Source organism: Pseudonocardia hierapolitana (assembly GCF_007994075.1).
Classification (GTDB): Bacteria; Actinomycetota; Actinomycetes; order Mycobacteriales; family Pseudonocardiaceae; genus Pseudonocardia; species Pseudonocardia hierapolitana.
Genome location: NZ_VIWU01000001.1, coordinates 8,749,717 through 8,764,581 on the forward strand (window position 1 = coordinate 8,749,717; position 14,865 = coordinate 8,764,581).

Here is a 14,865-nt window from a genome sequence, read left to right on the forward strand (position 1 = left end):
TCAGGGCACGATGACGACCTTCATGGGGTCGCCGTCGCGCTCGCGCACCACGCGGAACGCCTCGGCGATGTCCTCGAGCGGGAACCGGTGGCTGACCAGCTCCTCGCCGCGCAGCCCGCCGCCCGCGGCCATCGCCATCGCGCGCTTGACGTTGTTGCCGCCCTCGCCGCGCGAGGTGAACATCGAGATGTCGCTGCGGACGGCGGCGGAGAGGTCGAGCGTGACCGGGCCGGGGTAGAACGCCACGAAGACGATCTTCCCTGCGCGCTTGGTCATCGCGATGCACTGGTCGGGCACTCCCGGGCCGCCGGAGGTCTCGATCACCCAGTCCGCGCCGTCGCCCCCGGTCAGCTCGCGCACCCGGGCGACCGGGTCGGTCTCGCGGGCGTTGATGATCTCGGTGGCGCCCAGCCGCGCCCCGAGCTCGAGGCGCGAGTCCCGGGTGCCCACCAGCGTGACGCTGCGGGCCGCGAGCTGGCGGCACAGCTGCACGGTCATCAGGCCGATGGGACCGGGCCCGACGACCACGACGTCCTGGCCGGCCATGTACCCACCCGCCACGTCGATGCCGTAGAGGCCGGTGCCGGCGGTCGTCACGAGGACGGCGTCGGCGAACGAGATGTTCTCCGGCATCTTGTAGAGCGCCTTGACGTCGTGCACGGCGTACTGGGCGAACCCGCCGTCGACGGTGATGCCGCTGGCCCGCTGCCCCTTGCCGGGCTTGGCGTAGTTCAGGCAGGCCGTGTACTTGCCGATGATGCAGTTGTCGCAGCGCCCGCAGCCCGCGTGCACCTCGATGGCCACGCGGTCGCCGACGGCGAACTCGTCCACCGACTCGCCGAGCGCCACCACCGTGCCCGCCCACTCGTGGCCGGGGGTGAACTCGCCGAACGGCGGTGTCTGCGGGAAGTGACCGTCGAAGATCTTCAGGTCGGTGCCGCAGGTGCCGCACATCGCGACCTCGACGAGCACCTGGTGCGGGCCGGGCTGCGGCACCGGGCGGTCGATCACGCGGATGTCGCCGGGGCCGAACAGCACGGCGGCACGCATGGTGTCCGGGATCTGGCGCGTGGCGGTGGGTGCTGCTTGGACGTCGGCGGTCATGTCACTCCTCGGGTCAAGTGGCGGTCACAGAGGCGGTCACGGTGGCGGTCGCGCGGTCGGGGAGGTGCCGTAGCAGGGCTTCGGCGGCCTCCACAGCGAACCGCGGGTGGTTGATCGACAGGTCCAGCTCGCGGTACTCGACGTGCGGGGCCAGGTCGGCCCGCAGCCGGGCGACGAGCGCGGCGTTCGCCTCAGGATCATGCAGGATGCCGCCCGGCGAGCCGACGTGGGACCAGCCCTTCAGCGGGATCAGCACGGTGGTGGGTCCGGTGGCGGCGTTCGCGCGCTCGGCGAACAGGGCGCCCAGCCGGTCGAGCTCGGCGGCCCCGGCCCGGACGTTGGTGTTGTGCAGGTTGTGGTGGTGCACGGGGCGGTCCCGCAACCGCTCCGGGATCGTCTCCTCGGCGCCGAAGCAGAAGTACTCGCATCCCCCCGGCACCAGGACCTGCGGGATGCCCCACTCCCCTGCCGCGGTGAGCCGGGGACGGACCGGGGCGTAGATGTCGGCGGGCTCGATCTCGCCCAGCAGCTCGTGCGTGGTGAGGTCGAGCACGCCGGCGAACACGCCCTCGCCGACCAACCGCTCCATGGCCGAACCGCAGGCGCCGGAGGCGTGGAACGCGACGGTGTCGATGCCCGCCACCCGCAGCCGGTCGATCGCGGTGGTGACCGCGGGGTGGGTGTTGCCGAACGCCGTGGCGGCGACGAGCGGGCGGGCACCACCGGGCTGCGCCGGCTTGCCGGCCGCGACCATCCCGGCGACCGCGGCCGCCGCCCCGCGCAGGACGGGGGCGGTGACCGCGTTGGGGCCGCCGATCAGGTCCGCGACCGAGAACATCATCGTGATGTCGCTGTCGCCGACGTAGCCGCGGACGTTCCCCGAAGCGACCGTGGACACGATCACCTTGGGCACGCCGTACGGCAGCGGCCGCATCGCCGCGGCCGCCACCTCCGTGCCCTGGTTGCCGCCGATCGCGAGCACCCCGGTGAGTTGCCCGGCGCGGTGCCAGACGCGCAGCAGCAGCCCTGCGCCCGCGGCCAGCTCGGCCAGCGCCCGGTCCCGCCGGGTGTGCTCACGCAGATCCGTGAGCGACGCCCCGGCGGCGTGCGCCACCACCTCGGCGGAGACGTCGCGCACCGGGTCTGTGAGCTCGGTTGCCTGCAGCCCGATGTCGACGATCCGGGTGGGGTGCCCGAGCTCGTCGAGCACGTCGCGGAGGTGGTACGCCTCGGCCGCCTTGGTGTCCAAGGAGGCGAGCACCGCGACGAAGGGATCCATTTTCCCGGAGATCAGCGCCAGCGCGCGTCTCCGGTCTGCACACCCAGCGAGTCGACGGCGTCGATGATGGGTCCGGCGTCGACGAGCTGCTCGTACACGGGAGGCTCGTTCTCGAGGATCCCGAGCTCGCGCATGCGGTTGATCGTCTTCTTGATGCGGGCCTTGTCGAGCCCGGTGTTGACCGGGAACACGCCCTGCTGTCCGAGCAGGGAGTCGTAGGCCTGCGAGATCACCTGCTCGTCGAACTCGGTGGTCTTGGCGACGATCTTGACGGTCTCGTCCTTGTTCTCGTACATGAAGCGGTGGGCGCGGGTCATTGCCGTCAGGAACTTGACCGCGACGTCCCGGTTGGCCTGCAGCCACGCGCGCGACACGAAGAAGGTGCCGTAGTGGTAGTCGGGCACGACGTTGGCCAGCTCGGCGATCGAGTGCATGCCCGGGTTGTCACGCTGGACAGCGATGGCCTGCTCGGTCTGCAGGATCGCGTTCTGGATCCGGCCGTCCACCAACGCGGAGTTGTAGGACTGTGCGTCGACCGGGATGTACTGCACGTCGTTCTGCGTGAGGCCGGCCGACTGCAGGACGAGGCGGGTCATCACCTCGCGGAATGCGCCGACCTCCTGCACGCCCACCTGGCGGCCGCGCAGGTCGGCCGCCGTCTGTACCGCGGCCGGGGCGACCGCGGAGACCGTCAGCTTGTCGGTGTAGGCGCCGATGATGACGACGTCGCCGCCACCCGCCGCGGCGTTGACGACCGGCTCGATGCTGGAGGCACCGATCTCCAGCGCGCCACCGACCACACCCTGCACCACGGAGACCCCGGAGCGCAGGTTCTGCGTCTCCACGGTCAACCCGACCTCGGAGAGGAAGCCCTTCTCGATCGCCACGGCGAGGTCGGCGTTGGCGAAGCTGGTGACACCGGTGGGGAGGCCCACCCGGATCGCCTGCCCCTCCGGGCGGGGCTCGCTGCCCTGGGACGGGCTGTCGCCGAATGCCCCGCATCCGGCGAGCATGCCGGCCACGGCGAGCGCGGCGAGCGCGGTGCGGAGGCGTCTTACGGGTCGTCGCATGGATGAGTCCTTTGCTGCCCACCGCACGACTTTGCGCTCGGCCCATTCCAGCCGCGCCGTCGGCGTGATGCCGAGCAGCGCCATGAGCAGGATCGGGACGAAGGTGCGGTCGGTGCGGAAGCTGTTGGCGTTGGTGACGATCAGATTGCCGGGACCTGCGAAGGCCGTGAAGAACTCCGCGACGATCACGCCGATCAACGCGCGTCCGATGGCCAACCACAAGCCGGTGACAACATACGGCAGAGCCGAAGGCAAGATCAGGTCGATCCACATTCTGCTCTCTCCGGAGCAGAAGGACTGGGCCACTTCGACGAAGGTCACGCCTCCGCGGGCGATCCCGACCCGCTGCTCCATGCCGCCGGAGAGCTGGCGCGGGTGTCGCTTCGGCTCGCGAGCCGACCCGCGTGGGCGTATTGTCCGTCTCGATACTGGAAATGTCGTTCCGCTACGCGGAATTCGAGCTCATCGAGGAGCTGGCATGACCACTCGATCCACCGGCCCGGCGGGGGGAACCGACGGCCCGACTCAGCCGCGTGGCCTGCGGCGCGTCGTCTTCGGTGCACTCGTCGGCACCGCGCTGGAGTGGTACGACTTCTTCATCTACGGCACGGCCGCCGCGCTCGTGTTCAACGTGCTGTTCTTCCCGCAGAGCGACCCGGCCGTCGGCACGATCACCGCGTTCGCGACGTTCGGCGTCGGGTTCGTGTTCCGCCCGCTCGGCGGGATCATCTTCGGCCACATCGGCGACCGGATCGGGCGGCGGGCCACGCTCATCCTGACCACGCTCGTCATGGGCCTGTCGACCGGCGTCATCGGGCTGCTGCCGACCTACGACACCATCGGCGTCTGGGCGCCGGTGCTGCTCGTGCTGCTGCGCGTGTTGCAGGGGCTCGGCGCCGGTGCGGAGTTCGGCGGCGCGTCCACCCTGCTCGCCGAGCACGCCCCACCGCACCGGCGCGGCTACTACTGCTCATTCGCCCAGCTCGGGGTGCAGGTCGGCCTGGTGCTCGCCACCGTGTCGTTCCTGCTGGTCGGCCTGCTCCCCGAGGAGCAGCTGCTGGCCTGGGGTTGGCGGGTGCCGTTCCTGGTGAGCTTCCTGATGATCGGCGTGGCCCTGTACGTGCGGCTGCGAGTGGAGGAGTCGCCGGTGTTCCGCGCGATGGCCGCCGAGCAGACCATCATCAAGCTCCCCGTGCTGGAGACCCTGCGCACCTACCCGCGCAACCTGCTGATCGGCGTCGGCGCGCACATCGCCGACACCGCATGCGCCTACCTGTACGCCACGTTCACCGTCGCGTACGCCACCAGCACCCTCGGCATCTCCCGCGGCACCGTGCTGACCGGTGTGATCATCTTCGGCCTGGTCGTGATCGTGCTGCAACCGGTGTACGGGGCGCTGTCCGACCGCATCGGCCGCAAGCCGCTCAACCTGTTCTCCATGGCCTTCACGGCCGTGTTCATCTGGCCGTTCTTCCTGCTGCTCCAGACCGAACAGCCGGTGCTGGTCGTGCTCGCGCTCGTGATCGCCACCGCGTTCGGGTGGGCGCCGGTGATCGCCGTGCAGCCCGCGTTCTACGCGGAGCTCTTCGGGGCCCGGGTGCGCTACAGCGGCTTCGCCACCTCCCGGGAGGTCGGGGCCGCACTGGCCGGGTTCACCCCGCTCATCGCCGCCGCGTTGGTGGCCGCGGCCGGCGGCGCGCCGTGGGTGGTCGCGGCCTACATCGCAGGCCTCTGCGTGATCTCCCTGATCGCGTTCCTCGCCGCCCCCGAACTCAAGGACATGGACATCGCCGAGGCAGGCCCCACGCAGCTGCGCGCGAACCGGTGACCGGGCTCGCGCGAGTTGCGCGGGCAACGATCTGCCGCCCCTCCCCGGCGGTGACCTCCGGTGGCGCCTTCGACCCGGGCTCCGGGGCGAGGCCTCCGGGCCAGGGCCTTCGGTGGCGCCAGGCCTTCGGTGGCGCCAGGCCTTCGGTGGCGCCGCGCATTCTGCGGGGCCGCCCCTCAGAGCTCAAGGGCGCCTACGGCGTCGCTCCGCGATCGCTGCGCGACCCTTGACCTCCGAGCCTCTGCGACCCCTGAGGGCAAGCCATGCGGGCAGGCCAGGGGCCTGCCCTTCGGGCGCGCGGCGCCACCGAAGGCGGTCCCACGGCCAAGATCAAGGCCTCGGCGCGAAAACGGCCGAAACTCTGCACGAGAACGCGCCGAACAGCCGATCACGCCACCCGAAGCGCCGCCACAGCCGACTTCACACACCCAGTGGCCACTTCACACAAGGCCGGCCTTGTGTGAAGTGGCCACTGGGTGTGTGAAGTGGTTGGGAGAGGGCCCGTGATCTGCCCCAGGTGTACATCAGGTCTCCGCCGAGCCCCGGTGTGCTGATCGGAGCGATCTGCGCCGCTCACGCACCCGTTCACCGCCCACGCACCCCGTCGACCGGGCGCGTGGGCCGACACGGGGCGCGCGAGCGCACACCAGGTGCGCGACCAACGCGGAGACCCCCATCACGTACCTGTGGGACCGGCCTGCTGGCGGCGCCGCGCGCCCCACCGGGCAGGCCCCCGGCCTGCCCGCACCGCATGCCCGAGGGGCCGCAGAGGCTCGCAGGTTCAAGGGTCGCGCAGCGATCGCGCAGCGACGCCGAAGGCGCCCTTGAGCTGGGAGGGGCGGCCCCGCACAATGCGCGGCGCCGCCAGCAGGCCGATACCGCGTTGGCCTGTCACACCTGCCAGGAGGACATGGACGACGGCCTGTTCCGGCAGCGGCCCCGCGCGATGCGGCGCCCCCAGGAGGCCTCGAGATCGGGGCCGCTCTCGACTCGGCCGCCTCAGCTCGTCGCCGCGTTCACCTGGGTCATGAACTCGTCGGCCGCCTGCTCCACGGTCATCTGACCGAAGAGCACCTGCTCGTTGAGCTGCTGCATGATCCCCTGGACCTCGCCTGCACCCTGAGGGGGCAGTGGGGGCGGGGGCGCGATGTCGGGCTCGATCTCCTCGAGGAACGCCGCCGCCTGCTGGTCGGCGGGGTTGAGCTGGCCGAGGATCCGCTCGCGCTGCTCGACGTTCACCGGCAGGCCGCGTTCGCTGAGCATGATGTCGGCCACGCGCGGGTCGTTCAGCAGGAAGTCGATGAAGCGGGCCGCCTCCTCCGGGTGCTCGGTGCGGGAGCTCGCCGACCAGAACATCGAGGGCTTGAAGTACATCCCGGCCTGCTGCTCGGTGCCCTCGCCGGGGAAGCGCAGGAGTTTCAGCTCGCGCCCGGACACCTTGTCGAGGGTCAGGAGCCCGTTGGTCCACACCGTGCCGAGCGCGCCCTGGTGGGTGGCGAAGAGCGAACCGTCGGCGTCGGCGTTCTCCAGCTCGATGGTCTGCGCCGCGGGCGGAGCGGCTCCGATCTCGTGGAACCGCAGCTGGTGGGCCCACCACGCGACGAGGGTCTCCCGGCGGAAGCCGATGTCGCCCTGCTCGTCGAACAGCGCCTCCCCGCGCTGACGGGCGAAGATCTCGAAGCTGGTGTCGATCGCGGTGGTCATCTGGTAACCCCAGGTGCCGTCCGGCCCGGCCTCCGAGATCGCGGCGGCGGTGGCGATCATGTCGTCGTAGGTCCAGGTGCGGTCGTCCGGCATCGGGACGCCGAGGTCGGCGAACAGCTGCGGGTCGGCGATCACGGCGTGGGCGTTGATGCCGATCGGGATCGCGAACATCTCGCCGTCGATCACGCCGGTCTGCATCACCGACGGGTCGAGCTTCTCGGTGCGGATGATGCCCGGCACGTACTGGTTGAGGTCCAGCAGCGCGCCGCGGTCGGCGTACTCGCGGACGTAGCGCGTCTCGTGCTGGATGACGTCCGGTGCCTCGCCGCCTGCGACCTCGGTGGCCAGCCGGTCCCAGTAGTCGGCGAACCCGGTGAACGACGGCTCGATCGTGACGCCGGGGTGCTCGGACTGGTAGATGTCGATGATCCGCTGGGTGTACTCGTGGCGCGGGTCGCTCCCCCACCACGAGAACCGCAGCGTGACCGGGCCACCCTCGTCGGACCCGCCCCCGCACCCGCTGAGCAGCAGTGCCAGTGCCGCCGCGGCAGCCCCGAACGCTCGCCGTCCCAGCATCCCAGCTCCCTTCACTTGAGGCCGGTGGTCGCGATGCCTCGGACGAGGTAGCGCTGCCCGGCGAGGAAGAACCCGAAGATCGGCCCGAGGGCCACGATGGACATCGCGAAGACCGGACCCCACGGGGTCTGGCTGGTGGCGTCGACGAACGTCCGCAGCGCCACCGGCACCGTGTACATGTCCGGGTCGGTCAGGAAGATCAGCTGGCTGAAGAAGTCGTTCCAGGTCCAGATGAACGTGAAGATCGCCGTGGTGGCCAGCGCCGGCAGCGACATCGGCATGATGATCCGCCAGAAGATGCCGGTGTGACCGCAGCCGTCGATCCGCGCGGCCTCGTCCAGCTCCCGCGGGATGCCGCGGATGAACTGCACCATCAGGAACACGAAGAACGCGTCGGTGGCGAGCAGCTTCGGCACGATCAGCGGCCAGTAGGTGTTGATCCAGTCCAGCTGCGAGAACAGGATGTACTGCGGCACGATCACCACGTGGATCGGCAGCATGATCGTGCCGAGCATGATCGCGAACCACAGCCGCTTGTACCGGAACTCCAGCCGCGCGAACGCGTAGGCGGCCAGCGAGCACGCCAGCAGGTTGCCGATGATCGAGCCGACCACCACCACGAGCGAGTTGAGGATGTAGCGGTGGAACGGGTGGGCCAGCGCCGTCCAGCCGTCGGCGTAGTTCTCGGCGGTGAAGTTGTCCGACCACAGGCCCGGGCTCGAGAAGATCTCCTGCGTCGGCTTGAACGAGCTCGACAGCGTCCAGATCAGCGGGTAGATCATCACCAGGCCGAACAGGATCAGCCCGAAGTGCGCCAGCAGTCGGGGCCGGCCGGTGCGCCGCGCGTCAGTCGTCGCCATAGAACACCCAGTACTTCGAGGCCAGGAAGTTCGCGGCCGTGAGCAATGCGACGATCATGAGCAGCACCCAGGCGAGCGCAGACGCGTAGCCCATGTCGAAGTTGCCGAAGCCGCGTTGGTAGAGGTAGAGCGTGTAGAACAGCGTGGAGTCGGCCGGGCCGCCGGTGCCGCCGCTCACGATGAACGCCTGCGTGAACGTCTGGAACGACCCGATCAGCTGCAGCACGAGGTTGAAGAAGATGATCGGCGACAGCAGGGGCAGCGTGATCGAGAAGAACCGCCGCGCCCGACCTGCGCCGTCGATCGACGCGGCCTCGTAGTACATCTGCGGGATCTGCCGCAGCCCGGCCAGGAAGATCACCATCGGTGAGCCGAACGTCCACACGTTGAGCACGATCAGGGTGCCGAGCGCGTACGCGGGCGTGGACACCCAGCCCGGCGGGTCGTCGACCCCCAGCGCCCGCAGCAGCGTGTTGACGAGGCCGTCGGTGCCGAACATCTGCCGCCACAGCACCGCGACGGCCACGCTCGAGCCCAGGAGCGACGGCAGGTAGTAGATCGACCGGTACAGGGCGAGCCCGCGCAACCCCTTGTCGAGCACCAGCGCGAGCGCCAGTGCGAAGGCCAGCTGCAACGGCACCGACACGAACACGTAGAGGAAGGTGACCTCGAGTGCCTTGTAGAACCTCGGGTCCGACGCCATGCGCGTGAAGTTGTCGAGCCCGACCCACTCCGGCGCGGCCAGCAGGCTGTAGTCGGTGAACGACAGGTAGAACGACGCCGCGATCGGCCCCACCGTGATCAGGCCGAGGCCCACGAACCACGGCGCGAGGAACAGGTAGGCGGCTTTGCCGTCGGAGAGGTACGGGAGGCGGTCCAGCAGCCTGCGCCGCAGCGACGGCGGGGAGGGCGGCGCGGGGCCTGTGGTGACGCGGCTGATCGTCGAGGGGGTGGCGTCCTCACCGAGCGCCGTCACTGGCGCCTCCATCCTGATCTTCTTCGATCTCCCGCCCGACCATTAGGTCAAAGCAGCCGCCGCTGCGTCAACAACCCTTGCCGATCTTTTCAGGCATTTGCGCCGCCATCGGCATCCCGCATACCGAAACGCCGAGCACAGCGCGGCAAATGAACGCTGCAACCCTTTGCAGACTGCTCAGGAGGCGGGCCGGCCTTCGCCGCCGAGGAGCGCGTCGCCGACGCTGCTGTGCACGTCGAGGTGCTCGTGGATGGCGGCCGCCTGGAAGGCCCGCGCGACCGGTGAGCCCGGACCGTCGATCACGATCTTCAAGGCGATCCCCCGCTGGGTGGCGTGCTCGTGCGCGTCGACGAGCACGGCGAGCCCGGCCGATCCGAGGAAGGTGACGGCGGTCAGGTCGAGCACCACGCCGGTGAGCGCGCTCGAGTCGGGGGCGTCGATGACCTCGTCGAGCGCCGTGCGCAGGAGCGGGCCGGAGACCAGGTCGATCTCTCCGCTGACCGTCAGCACGCTGACCGGGCCGGTCCGCACCGGCGTGATCGTCACCATCCTCCGGCTGCTCCGCTCGACGTTGAGGTCCCACTCGGCCGAGCCATGGACCCTACCCCCGAATGGGGGAGAGCGAGAGCCGTGCGTGATCAGCTCTGCTGAGCGAGGCGGGCGTAGACGTCGCCGGAGCGCCCGAGGGGACGGACCCGCTCGAGCAGCCGGACCAGCTCGGGGGCGTCGAGCCAGCGGTCGGAGGCGAACCGCATGGTCTCGACGGGCGAGTAGTTGTACCGGTACGCACCGAGCTCCTGCACCCGCTCCAGCACGGCGAGGGACCGCTCGTGCGTGGGCGGCAGGTACTCGAACGACAGTGCGGGCAACGGTCGGGACAGCCCGGCGAGCACCTCCGACTCGAAGCCCTCGACGTCGATCTTGCAGAAGGCAGGCACGCCGTGCGCGGCGATCAGATCGTCGAGCGTGGTCACCTCGACCTCGACGGAGCGGTCCCAGCGCACGCGGGCGAAGCTGCGGTCGGCCGCCACCGACTCCTGCCAGTCCTGCGACATCGACGACACGGTCGGCGTCGCGGTCGACACCCCCAGCCGGGCGCGCCCCACCTGCGCGCCGACGGCGCGGGGCTCGATCGTCACCGCGCTGTCACGCCCGAAGAGCAGCCGCAGCACGCGCAGGCAGTCCGGCTGGGGCTCGACGGCGACCACGCGCGCCCCCAGCCGTCGCCAGGTGCGCACCCGGCCGCCGACGTGGGCGCCGATGTCGAACGCGAGATCACCCGGGCCCAGGAACTCGCCGTAGAGCCGCACCGCACGGCGGTGTTTGGCCGGCTGCCCGTGGTAGATCACCAGCGAACGCGCGATTCCCCAGACACGGGCGAGCATCCGGTGACCGTACCGGTCGACGTGCTGCGCCCCGTCCTCACCCGCGGCGCTATCGTTTCCGCAGAACCACGGACGCGGGAGGTGAGACCGATCGACCCACGACCATGGGCGCTCTCCTCCCAGCGCACGGAGTAGCGCCCTCCGGCTCCATCGGAAGGCACCCCGTGACCTCCACCCCGCTTCCCGCCCCCGCCACCAACGTCATCGCCCGGCTGCGGGCGGCAGGCTGCGTCTTCGCCGAGGACGAGGCCCGGCTCCTCGTCGAGACCGCCCGCACGCCCGCCGAGCTCGCCGACATGGTCGAGCGGCGCGTCGCCGGGCTCCCGCTCGAGCACGTACTGGGCTGGGCCGAGTTCGCCGGCCTGCGCATCTCGGTCGACCCCGGCGTCTTCGTCCCCCGCCGCCGCACGGAGCTCCTCGCCCGGGAGGCTGCGGCACTGGCCCGGCCGGGCGCCGTCGTCGTCGACCTCTGCTGCGGGTCCGGCGCCGTCGGCGTCGCGGTGGCCGTCACCGTGCCGGGCATCGAGCTGCACGCCGCCGACGTCGACCCCGCCGCCGTCCGCTGCGCCCGGCGCAACGTCGCCGCCGTCGGCGGGCAGGTGTACGAGGGCGACCTCGACGCCCCGCTGCCCCCGACGCTGAGCGGGCGGGTGGACGTCCTTCTCGCGAACGCGCCCTACGTGCCCACCGACGCGGTCGGGCTGATGCCGCCCGAGGCGCGGCTGCACGAGCCACGCGTGGCCCTCGACGGCGGCGCGGACGGCCTCGACATCCAGCGTCGCCTGGCCTCCGCGGCTCCCCGCTGGCTCCGCCCCGGTGGGCACCTCCTGATCGAGACGAGCGAGCGCCAGGCCGCGCACACGGCCGCGGCGATCACGGCCGCGGGCCTCACCGCGCGGGTCGTGCAGGATGCGGAGCTCGACGCCACGGCGGTGATCGGTCGCCGTCCCGCCGGCCTCCGGACGGGTCCAGCTAGTCGCGGTGGGCCGTCTCCAGGCTGAAGGCGGGCAGGCACACCGCCACGTACTCGGCGCCTTCGGCCCCGGCGAGCTGTAGCGCACCCACTCCCCCGCCGCCGTGTGCACGGCCTGCCCTGCGGTCACCGTCAGCTCGCCGCCCTCGTGTTCCACTCGCAGCGCGCCGCGCAGCACCAGCGTGAACTCGTCGAACTCCGGTCGCTGACCGGGCTCGGACCAACCCGCGGGGCTGCGCATGTGGGCCACCGAGAGCCGGGCGTCGCCGGTGTTCACCCGGCCCACGTACTCGTCGATGGTCTTGGGCGGCTCGCCTGCGGCCGTCACGCGGCTGGGGTTCTCGATCAGTCTGGGCACATGCGGAATCCTCGTGAACGCGGCGGGTACCGTCGGAGGCGGGGGTGTCGACCATGGCGAACGAGGCCTACTGGGCTCGCTACGAGTCCACGATCGACAAGCAGATCCGCATGGCGGAGGAGCGCGGCGACTTCGCCGACCTGCCGGGCAAGGGCAAGCCCCTGTCCGGCCTCGACGAACCGTACGACGAGAACTGGTGGGTCAGGCGCTGGGTCCAGCGCGAGGGCGTGCCGTCCGAGGGCCTGCTGCCCACCCCGCTGCAGCTGCGCAAGGAGGCCGAGCGGCTCCCCGAGACGGTGCGTGACCTGCCCACCGAGGAGGCCGTGCGCGCCGCGGTCGGCGAGCTGAACCGGCGCATCGCGGAGTGGGTGCGCGCACCGTCGGGGCCGGCCGTTCCGGTGCGGAAGGTCGACGCCGAGGCGATCGTGCAGGGCTGGCGGGCGGCGCGTTCACCCGCACCGCGGGCACCGGTGGCCGGCGCGACCACCCGCAGACGGTGGTGGCGCCGGAAGTAATCCGCGACCCGACCCCAACCACGAACACACCCGACCGGTCTTCCTGCTCGACGAGAACGAGCCTGCAGGAGGACGACCGTGTTGCGCTTGGGAGCCGATGACCCCTACCAGGTCGGCCCGTTCCGGATCCTGGCCCGGCTGGGGTCCGGCGGGATGGGCCAGGTCTACCTCGGGGTCGGTCTGCACCGCGAGCTCGTCGCGGTCAAGCTGATCCACCGCGCGTTCGCGTCCGACCCGGGCTTCCGGGCCAGGTTCCGGCACGAGGTCGCGGTGGGCATGCGGGTGCGCGGCCCCTGGACGGCGGCCGTGGTCGCCGCCGACCCGGACGCGCCGGTCCCGTGGCTCGCCTCCGAGTACGTCCCCGGAGCCGGCCTCGACCGGGCGGTGGTCGAGACCGGCCCGCTGCCGCCGCAGTCGTTGCACGTCCTCGCGGCCGGGCTCGCCGCGGCGCTGGCCACCGTCCACGCCACCGGTCTCGTGCACCGCGACGTCAAGCCCGCGAACGTGCTGCTCGCGGGCGACGGGCCGCGCCTGATCGACATGGGCATCTCCCGCGCCGCCGACGCCACTCAGCTCAGCACGACCGGAGCCCTCGTCGGCACGCCCGCGTTCATGTCCCCCGAACAGGCCGAGGGCATGGAGACCGGCCCGGCGTCGGACGTGTTCTCCCTCGGGGCACTGCTGGCCTTCGCCGCGCTCGGGCGCAGCCCGTTCGGCGATGCGAACCCCTTCGTCCAGCTCCGGCGCATCGTCGACGACCCCGCCGACCTGCTCGGGCTGGTCGGCCCGCTGCGCGGCCCGGTGGAGGCGTGCCTGGCCAAGAACCCTGCCGACCGCCCGACCGCGGCCGATCTCACCGCGCACTTCGGCCCGGTCCCCGCGCCGCCGCCCGGGGCGCCATCGGGCTCGTGGTTGCCGGCGTCCGTGGCCGCGATGCTTCCCCCGCCGCCGGACGTCCCGACCCTCATCGCGGCGGGCCAGGCCCGGAAGCCGATCATCGCCGCGGGGGCCACGCCCCGCGGGCGGGCCGTCGGCCGGCGCGCACTCCTCGTCGGAGGCTCCGGCCTGCTCGGACTCGCGGCGCTGGGCGGAGCCTTCGCCATCGCCCGGACCGTGCTCCCCACGCCACGCCCGCTGGAGACCCCGCAGCCGCAGACGTTGACCGTCGCGCCGGCGCCGACCACCGCCCCTTCCGCCGGATCCGCGGTGGTGGCCTGGACCGTGCAGGGCCCGCCCACGACCAGCGCGCTCCTCACCGACGGCCGCACCGTGTATGCGGGCGGCAGCGGCGCGGTCGTCGCGCTGGACGCGACCACCGGGCAGAAGCGCTGGGAGTACGCGGCACCGCCCGGCGGGGTCGGGTTCGATCCGTCCCGGGTGAAGTTCGCGATCGCCGACGGCACCGTCTACGTCGCCACCAACGGCGCCGCGATCGCCCTCGACGCGACGACCGGTCGGGAACGGTGGCGCCTCGTGTCGGACCTGACCGAGGGATACCGGTCCCTCGCCGGTATCGACGTGATCGCGGGCCCGGGTGTCGCCTACTTCGCCCACGGCCCGTCCCTCTTCTCGATGGACCCGGCCACGGCCGACACCCGCTGGACCCACGTCGTCGACGGCAACTTCGCCGCCTCCCCCGAGATCGACGGCGACCACGTGCTGATCAGCAACGGCAACGGCGTTGACGCGCTCCTCGCCGCCACCGGGCAGCTGGTGTGGCGCCGCGAGCCGGACGGCGACAACGCCACCGAGCTGGGCGTGGCGCACGGGATCGCGTTCCTCACCGTCAACGTCGGCGGGGTGGTCGCGCTCGACACGCCCACCGGCGCCGTGCGCTGGGAGGCCCGGGTCGGCAGCGGAGACCTCGCCGGTGCCGAACCCGATCGGCCGGTCGTGGTCGACGACGCCGTCATCGTGCGCGGCCGCGACGAGCAGCTGCACGCGTACGAGATCAGCGACGGGACGTTGCGCTGGTCGCTCCCGGACCGGACGAGAGGCGGCGGCACCGCCAAGGTCGCGCCGTTCGCCTTCCGCGACTCGACCGGCGGCCTGGTCTACACCGGCGACGACCGCGGCCGCATCTACGCGTTCGATGTCGCGGCCGGCACCCGGCAGTGGGCGTACGCGCCCACCCGGGGCTTCTCCGCCGTGCAGGTGATCACGGCAGCCGATCGGGTCGCGTTCACCGCGGGATCCGACGGCCGGATCTCGGCCATCAGGCCGGAATGAGGAGACCG

12 protein-coding genes are annotated in these 14,865 nt (G+C 71.6%); 4 read left to right on the forward strand and 8 right to left on the reverse strand.

What is annotated here, in order from left to right; genetic code table 11:
• The 3 genes from FHX44_RS41370 to FHX44_RS41380 are packed head-to-tail and all read right to left on the reverse strand — an operon-like array spanning position 1 to position 3,807.
• Positions 1–1,104 (reverse strand): zinc-dependent alcohol dehydrogenase, encoded by a 1,104-nt coding sequence (locus FHX44_RS41370; protein ID WP_147260732.1) that lies wholly within the window; start codon positions 1,102–1,104, stop codon positions 1–3.
• A 13-nt stretch (positions 1,105–1,117) separates the two neighbouring features.
• Positions 1,118–2,383 carry a Tm-1-like ATP-binding domain-containing protein gene (locus tag FHX44_RS41375; RefSeq protein WP_147260733.1) on the reverse strand — a complete coding sequence of 422 codons (1,266 nt, stop codon included), beginning with the start codon at positions 2,381–2,383 and terminating at the stop codon, positions 1,118–1,120.
• An 11-nt stretch (positions 2,384–2,394) separates the two neighbouring features.
• Positions 2,395–3,807 carry an ABC transporter substrate-binding protein gene (locus FHX44_RS41380; RefSeq protein WP_147260734.1) on the reverse strand — a complete coding sequence of 471 codons (1,413 nt, stop codon included), beginning with the start codon at positions 3,805–3,807 and terminating at the stop codon, positions 2,395–2,397.
• 124 nt (positions 3,808–3,931) lie between these two features.
• Here FHX44_RS41380 and FHX44_RS41385 point away from each other — a divergent pair, with 124 nt between their 5' ends.
• Positions 3,932–5,281 (forward strand): MFS transporter, encoded by a 1,350-nt coding sequence (locus FHX44_RS41385; RefSeq protein WP_147260735.1) that lies wholly within the window; start codon positions 3,932–3,934, stop codon positions 5,279–5,281.
• A 999-nt stretch (positions 5,282–6,280) separates the two neighbouring features.
• Here the strand turns inward: FHX44_RS41385 and FHX44_RS41390 are convergent.
• The 5 genes from FHX44_RS41390 to FHX44_RS41410 form a co-directional block, all read right to left on the reverse strand.
• Positions 6,281–7,561, reverse strand: a complete 1,281-nt coding sequence (locus FHX44_RS41390) for an ABC transporter substrate-binding protein (protein ID WP_147260736.1) — start codon at positions 7,559–7,561, stop codon at positions 6,281–6,283.
• A gap of 11 nt (positions 7,562–7,572) precedes the next feature.
• Complete coding sequence (locus tag FHX44_RS41395) at positions 7,573–8,421, reverse strand: carbohydrate ABC transporter permease (RefSeq protein WP_147260737.1); 849 nt, start codon at positions 8,419–8,421, stop codon at positions 7,573–7,575.
• On the reverse strand, positions 8,408–9,409 hold the full coding sequence (locus FHX44_RS41400; RefSeq protein WP_147260738.1) for a carbohydrate ABC transporter permease: 1,002 nt from the start codon (positions 9,407–9,409) through the stop codon (positions 8,408–8,410). Before FHX44_RS41400 ends, FHX44_RS41395 begins: the two co-directional genes overlap by 14 nt.
• 165 nt (positions 9,410–9,574) lie before the next feature.
• Positions 9,575–9,946: an STAS domain-containing protein gene (locus FHX44_RS41405; RefSeq protein WP_147260739.1), complete on the reverse strand. Its 372-nt coding sequence runs from the start codon at positions 9,944–9,946 to the stop codon at positions 9,575–9,577.
• Between the two features lie 89 nt (positions 9,947–10,035).
• Complete coding sequence (locus tag FHX44_RS41410; RefSeq protein ID WP_147260740.1) at positions 10,036–10,782, reverse strand: FkbM family methyltransferase; 747 nt, start codon at positions 10,780–10,782, stop codon at positions 10,036–10,038.
• A 164-nt stretch (positions 10,783–10,946) separates the two neighbouring features.
• Between FHX44_RS41410 and FHX44_RS41415 the strand changes: the two genes are divergently transcribed.
• From FHX44_RS41415 to FHX44_RS41430, 3 genes are all read left to right on the forward strand, one after another.
• A complete protein-coding gene (locus FHX44_RS41415) occupies positions 10,947–11,783 on the forward strand; it encodes a putative protein N(5)-glutamine methyltransferase (RefSeq protein ID WP_246170875.1) in 837 nt (278 codons plus the stop codon).
• A gap of 383 nt (positions 11,784–12,166) precedes the next feature.
• Positions 12,167–12,628 carry a DnaJ family domain-containing protein gene (locus tag FHX44_RS41425; protein ID WP_147260742.1) on the forward strand — a complete coding sequence of 154 codons (462 nt, stop codon included), beginning with the start codon at positions 12,167–12,169 and terminating at the stop codon, positions 12,626–12,628.
• An 87-nt stretch (positions 12,629–12,715) separates the two neighbouring features.
• Entirely contained in the window at positions 12,716–14,857 is a 2,142-nt protein-coding gene (locus FHX44_RS41430; protein ID WP_147260743.1) for an outer membrane protein assembly factor BamB family protein, read from the forward strand.
• The last annotated feature ends 8 nt before the right edge of the window (positions 14,858–14,865 follow it).